Source organism: Gluconacetobacter entanii (assembly GCF_003206495.1).
GTDB lineage: Bacteria > Pseudomonadota > Alphaproteobacteria > Acetobacterales > Acetobacteraceae > Novacetimonas > Novacetimonas entanii.
This window is the reverse complement of record NZ_NKUF01000082.1, coordinates 1-5599: the sequence shown is the minus strand read 5'-3', so window position 1 is coordinate 5599 and position 5599 is coordinate 1. Positions and strand designations below refer to the sequence as shown.

7 protein-coding genes and 1 pseudogene are annotated in these 5599 nt (G+C 50.4%); 3 read left to right on the top strand and 5 right to left on the bottom strand.

Going from position 1 to position 5599, the window contains the following annotated elements:
• Positions 1 to 84 precede the first annotated feature (84 nt).
• From CFR72_RS16030 to CFR72_RS17360, 5 genes are all read right to left on the bottom strand, one after another.
• The gene (locus tag CFR72_RS16030) at positions 85 to 1023 is read right to left on the bottom strand and encodes a mannitol dehydrogenase family protein (protein WP_110914745.1); all 939 of its coding nucleotides are present in this window, start codon (positions 1021 to 1023) and stop codon (positions 85 to 87) included.
• A 101-nt stretch (positions 1024 to 1124) separates the two neighbouring features.
• Positions 1125 to 1721, bottom strand: a complete 597-nt coding sequence (locus tag CFR72_RS16025) for a recombinase family protein (protein WP_110914744.1) — start codon at positions 1719 to 1721, stop codon at positions 1125 to 1127.
• A gap of 343 nt (positions 1722 to 2064) precedes the next feature.
• On the bottom strand, positions 2065 to 2442 hold the full coding sequence (locus tag CFR72_RS17370) for a hypothetical protein (RefSeq protein ID WP_146220768.1): 378 nt from the start codon (positions 2440 to 2442) through the stop codon (positions 2065 to 2067).
• Positions 2435 to 2686, bottom strand: coding sequence for a hypothetical protein (locus CFR72_RS17365; RefSeq protein ID WP_146220767.1), 252 nt, complete (start codon positions 2684 to 2686; stop codon positions 2435 to 2437). Before CFR72_RS17365 ends, CFR72_RS17370 begins: the two co-directional genes overlap by 8 nt.
• Positions 2683 to 3000, bottom strand: coding sequence for a hypothetical protein (locus CFR72_RS17360; protein WP_146220766.1), 318 nt, complete (start codon positions 2998 to 3000; stop codon positions 2683 to 2685). The genes CFR72_RS17365 and CFR72_RS17360 overlap by 4 nt, the downstream gene beginning before the upstream one ends.
• 366 nt (positions 3001 to 3366) lie before the next feature.
• Between CFR72_RS17360 and CFR72_RS16020 the strand changes: the two genes are divergently transcribed.
• The 3 genes and pseudogenes from CFR72_RS16020 to CFR72_RS16015 form a co-directional block, all read left to right on the top strand.
• Positions 3367 to 4188 (top strand): IS5 family transposase, encoded by an 822-nt coding sequence (locus CFR72_RS16020; protein ID WP_110914743.1) that lies wholly within the window; start codon positions 3367 to 3369, stop codon positions 4186 to 4188.
• A gap of 6 nt (positions 4189 to 4194) precedes the next feature.
• Positions 4195 to 4530, top strand: coding sequence for a hypothetical protein (locus tag CFR72_RS17355; protein ID WP_146220765.1), 336 nt, complete (start codon positions 4195 to 4197; stop codon positions 4528 to 4530).
• A gap of 286 nt (positions 4531 to 4816) precedes the next feature.
• Positions 4817 to 5485 (top strand): annotated as a pseudogene (locus CFR72_RS16015) (DUF4158 domain-containing protein); the annotation flags it as partial.
• Positions 5486 to 5599 lie beyond the last annotated feature (114 nt).

Below are 5599 nucleotides of genomic sequence, written 5' to 3'. Positions count from 1 at the left end.
GCCGGCATCCCGGAAGGGAAACTCCGCCCGCTCCGGCAAGCCATCACAATCACCGATAATCCTTAGCGTATATCTGTGCCCGTTTTATGTACGTCCCCCGGTATAGGCCAGCAGCATGTGGCTGCCGTTCAGCATCTGGAGCTTGGCGGCCTCAAAGACAGCGACATTCTGGACGAATTTCGTTCCGGGGTGGGCTTCCCAGTAGGGGCGGGGGCCATCGAACGGCCTAATGATCCACTGAAACCATGGTTCCGCAGAAACCGGCGCGGCATCGACAAGTCCGCCAAGGGCTTTCTTTGCATCCGCGACGTCATCGACGTGGCTTGAGGGCGCAATCCGGTCGACCATCGTATCGGGGAACTGAACTGTCTCTCCGATCCATGTCGCCAGTTGGTCATCGCCACGTAGAGAAGCGTAATCCATGACGGCCTGTCTGAGCGTTGCGCCGTTATGGCTGACATTGTCGCAGCACAGGATCACGGGAGGAACAGTGCCGCGCTGTCTTGCCAGAGCGAGACCGTTCGCCAGAATGCCTATGGCCGTGCGGGGATGCGGCGCCGAAAGGTCCTGCCGGATTGCCTGCGCTTCCGGGTCGAGCCGTCCGTCAGCGGTCAGGTAATAGCCGCTGGCCGTCACGGTCAGGGAGACGATGCGTATCCGGGGATCGGCGACGCGTTCAGCTAGGTCGACCGCCTCGTCACCGGAAAACACCATCTCATGGATGGAGCCGATGACGGAGGCGACGGTCCTGTCTTCGACGCGGGTGAGCAGGGTGTAGAGATTATCCTGCGGCCGAAGCTGGTTCACTAGGTCGGGGCGTCGCATGGTGGCGCTGACGATGCCCCATTTCAGCCCGTTCGAGCCTTCACGGTTGATGGCCGCCTGTGTGGCGACGGCCTGATGGGCGCGATGAAAATTGCCGCAACCGAGATGAAGGATGCCGGGAGTAAGTTGGGATAGGTCGAATTCAGGGCGATAGACACTATCGGGGAGATGGGGGAGAGCTTTCCGGTTGAGATGCAATGAATCGCTCCTCTTGTTGTTTTTAAAATATAGTTTTGAATTTATAATATTTATAATTCCAATGATAGGGGTCACGACACGAAAGTGTACTTTACGTACGCTTAGAGTGAACCCGACAAGAACATTGAGGCTGTTCTGCTGAGAGCTCGATAGACTGTCGGACGAGAGATGGAAAAGACTTCGGCTAGATCGCTGATGGAGTAATCGCCGGTATCATACATCCGGCGAAGCTCCTTCTGCTGCCGGTCAGAGAGCTTAGGTTTTTTCCCGCGTAGCTTGCCTTTGGCGCGGGCGACCGCCATGCCTTCGCGGGTGCGCATCCGGATCAGATCGGCTTCAAACTCCGCGAAAGTCGCCAAGATGTTGAAAAACAGTCTACCCATCGGATCTGACGGATCGTGAATGCTGCTCCCAAGTTGAAGCTTCACACCACGGGCTGTCAGACTATCGCCAATGGCTCGCGCGTCAGGGACAGATCGGGCCAGCCGATCAAGCTTTGGCACGACCAAAGTATCGCCACTGCGAACAGCCGCAAGGGCTTGATCAAGGCCGGGTCGCTCCCGGTTCGTGCCAGTAAAGCCTTTGTCCGTGTAGATGCGATCGGCAGCAACACCGAGTTTGAGAAGTTCCTGCTGCTGGACCGCGAGGTCCTGTTTGTCCGTCGAGCATCGGGCATAGCCGATCAATGTGTGCGTCATGCGGGAAAGTGTAACGTATAACGCCCCATCAATGCAAAAAATATGGTACCATCTATATGAGACTCGGCTTTCGGCTGTTTTTCTGCCTTGGCAGGTGAACCAGTGATCGTCCGTTCAATGATCCCCTTCCGGACACATGAAGGAGACATCCGATCATGGCGCGGCGCCGTCTTCTGACCCGTGAAGCTCTCGCCCGACATTACGAGCCTTCTGTCGATGATCGCGAGATCACGAGACATTTTAGAGACTGTTTCGTAATTAGTAACTTTTAAGAACGATCTGAGAAGCCCATACGTATCAACGCTGTATGGGTGGTGTGAGATTAATCTCACACCACCCTATTCTAATTCGCTTTCGTCATCTTGGCACCCGAAAACGCACATGCTGCCCCATGAAGGGAGATGCAATCATCTTCACTACTGCTAACGATCTTTGATCCTGATTTCTTCAAATGCACTACACAACTTCCGGTGTCATCGCTTTTCAAAATGAGTATATCTGTGTCAGTTTCCAAAGCCGGACCCGTCACATTACCAGCACAACCGGGACCGCCAATATCCAAATCACCCTGTAACCCGTTGTCGCTCGATGTAATAGTTAAATCCCCATTACCGCCTTCAATCTTTCCGGTCCAATGTTCAGGATACTTCGCCCAAGCAGGAGAAATAACGGTGAATACCGCAGCCCCAAAAATTAAATATGCAGACAGCTTATTACGCATGGCCATTTCCTATATGTGATATATGATGATTTTGGGAAGCATGTTTATCTTCATGGTCTTGTATTACGACTAGGGAAACGAAACCCAACGTAGCCCAAAAACCCAAGGAGAAAACAAAGGCAGCAAACTTGCTTTCTCTACGTCTTCCAGAAACCATAACTTTTCCTACTGCCGGAAACAGGTATTGTATTTCTATCAATAACCTTCCCGGCCAATAGAAAAACAAGGAAAGCAGGAATTTCATTGTCCCATTTCCTGCAATTTCATAAGCTGGACTGCGGTAGAAACCAACCCTATTAGGAAAACACCTAATTTAGGGCCAATTCCAACCTTTTCGAGTTTCTGGCTTGCCTTTTTCCATCGGTATTGTTTGAAAAACAAGGGTATGCAGACAAACACCCCAAGTATCAAAGCAAACCATGCAACGTATTCAATTCGATTATAGGGCTTCAAATTGGCCCATAATAATGCCTGATCTGCCGGAGATAGTGAAACTTTTGGAGTATTGGCAGGGTTTTGTTTTTGAAGATATTGAATATCTTCTCCCGATAAAGACATAATTTTAGCCTCAATTTGTCCTGCGACGGACGCACGTTTCCAATCGACACCGCCCGACGCCCGACGCCCGGCGGTTCGCAGCGTGTCTACTTTTGAGGCAAAATCACGCCCTGCCTATTCCCCAAGTGAACAGCCGTCGCCGTTCACCCACGGGCATAAAGCCGGGTGTTATATTCAGCAGGCCACCCGACATAGGAGGCCGCCTCAATGTAGAAGTGCTGCGAAGCACCGTTTCGGATTATATCACATTCAGAAATTTATATCCAGAATGGGAATTATGCGTCTGTTTTCGCTAGTTTTTCTGTACCTTCAGCCGGTCATATGCTATATTCTCCTATCGAATCAAAAGGAAAGATTTTTCGGCCAATGTTCGCTCAATGTTCTGGTTATGATACCGATTTGTCGGATAGCCAGTGGCAGAAAATCAGAAAATTTATCCCGCGTGACACCCATTATGGGCGGACCCGTGGGACGGACATGCGCCGTGTCGTGGATGCTATATTTTATATCTCCGTGAATGGCTGCAAATGGAGGAACTTGCCCAAGGACTTCCCACCATGGCAGACCGTGTATAGATATTTCGTTCTTATGCGCAAAAAGAATAAATGGCAGAAAATCCATCACACCTTATATGAGGAGGTCCGGGAGGAAGCTGGCAAAGACGGCCAGCCGTCCCTTCTGGTTATGGATAGCCAAAGTGTGAAAACCGGAAAGAATGCCGCTGCCGTTACCCGTGGATTTGATGGCGGCAAAAAAGTCAAAGGTCGGAAACGGCATCTTGTTACCGATAGTCTTGGGCTGTTGGTCGATATCGTGGTTACGCCAGCCAATATGCACGATACCAAAGGTGGTATGGCGGTTTTGAAAAAGATCAAAAACCGTTGGAACAATTCAAAAGTTAAAAAGATCATCGCTGACAAAGGTTATCGCGGCGAATTGCTACGGGGCTTTGTCCAAACCTATTTTAACGGTGATATTGAGATAGGGCAGAATCATACCAGCCCTGCAAAGGGTTTTGTTCCCGCCGAGAAAAGATGGGTGGTCGAACGCGGCTTTGCATGGTTAGGTGATTACTGGCGTTTGGCTGTGGATAGGGAACGTCTGTTGAAAAACAGCGCAACCTTTGTCCGTATAGCATTCATTCGCCTGATGTTGAGGCGATTGTGCCCTATTCCTAGTTTATGGTGAGATCGTATGCAGATACCTCAAGATTTCAAGAAGTGTAATTTTGAAGACATGCCAAGCAAAAGATCGCTTTTATTCATAAATCAGGAAGACTTTTGGTGGTTTGGGATTGATGAAAAGCCGAAAGAATGGATAGCTAAGCTTCTACATCCTGCGAATGTAGAAATTCGAGATATTCGATTTTATGACGGACCTGAAAACATTGATAAACTACTTGAGAAATTAATTAAAGGGTACGATTTAAAGAATTCGGATTTTAATGATGTAACTCAGAATGAGGATGGTCATAGTAATAATGTACTAAGATCTTTTCTTGTATGCGCCGCAAAACCATGTCGCCAATAAAATACCATATAGTCTCTTGCACTTTACAAAATAACCAGAATTTAAGCTCCTCATAGAAGCTCCACTTTGGAGTAAACTCTCTCATAGGAAATATTTTGCAGGGATCGAACATAATTCCTCTCCTTGGGGGCCTATAGGCCCCCTTTTCTTTGTTTCGAGGGTCACTCCTCAAGCCGACGACCGACTTAGAAGCCCTCCTTACTGATTTACCGGCATTTCATTCCCGTAACGCATTGATATTGCACGGTTTTTATTTAGAAAGTTACTTATTACGAAACAGTCTCTTACACTCAGCCAGGATGACTTCGATCTGATCGCAACCCGCCGCGGAGAAACCTCCCGATTGGGTTTTGCGATGGTCATGCTCTACATGCGCTGGCCGGGACGGGTGCTGGAATCTGGTGAAACACCACCGGCTCCCATTCTGTCATTTGTTGCGCGGCAGCTCGACCTGTCCCCTGGGCTCTGGTCCCATTACGGACGTCGTGACGAAACCAGTCGATCCCATCTGGCCCACCTGATGAAGCGTTATGGCTACCGAACCTTCGATCGGTCGGCATTTCATGACATGACCGGTTTCGCGATGCCAATTGCACATCATGTGACCCAGCCATCCCGCATGGCTGCGATCCTGATTGACGAGATGCGTCGCCGAAGCATTCTCCTGCCGTCGGTCACTGTCATTGAAGCCTTGGTGCGCCGTGCTCGCCAGCAGGCCGATCACCTTGTCCATGACGTCCTTGCAGGGGATCTGCCGCCGGAAACCCGTTGTCGTTTGGACAAAATGCTGGAGCGTCGTGGCGATCGCAGTGCCTCCTCGCTCTCGTGGCTGCGTAACCCGCCCCTGTCACCAGCCGCGCGCAATATCCTGCGATTGCTGGAACGCCTGGAGTATGTACGATCCCTGAACCTCGACAGCGCTCGCGCCACGACCATACCGCGTGTGGCTGTTGATTTTCACTGAGAACTGGGTTCTTCCGCACTTTTCGTGATGATGTTTTTGATTATGCGGGCTGGAGGACACGAGCCCTGAGGAGTTCGAAGCCTGCTCTTCCGAACATGGTTCGCT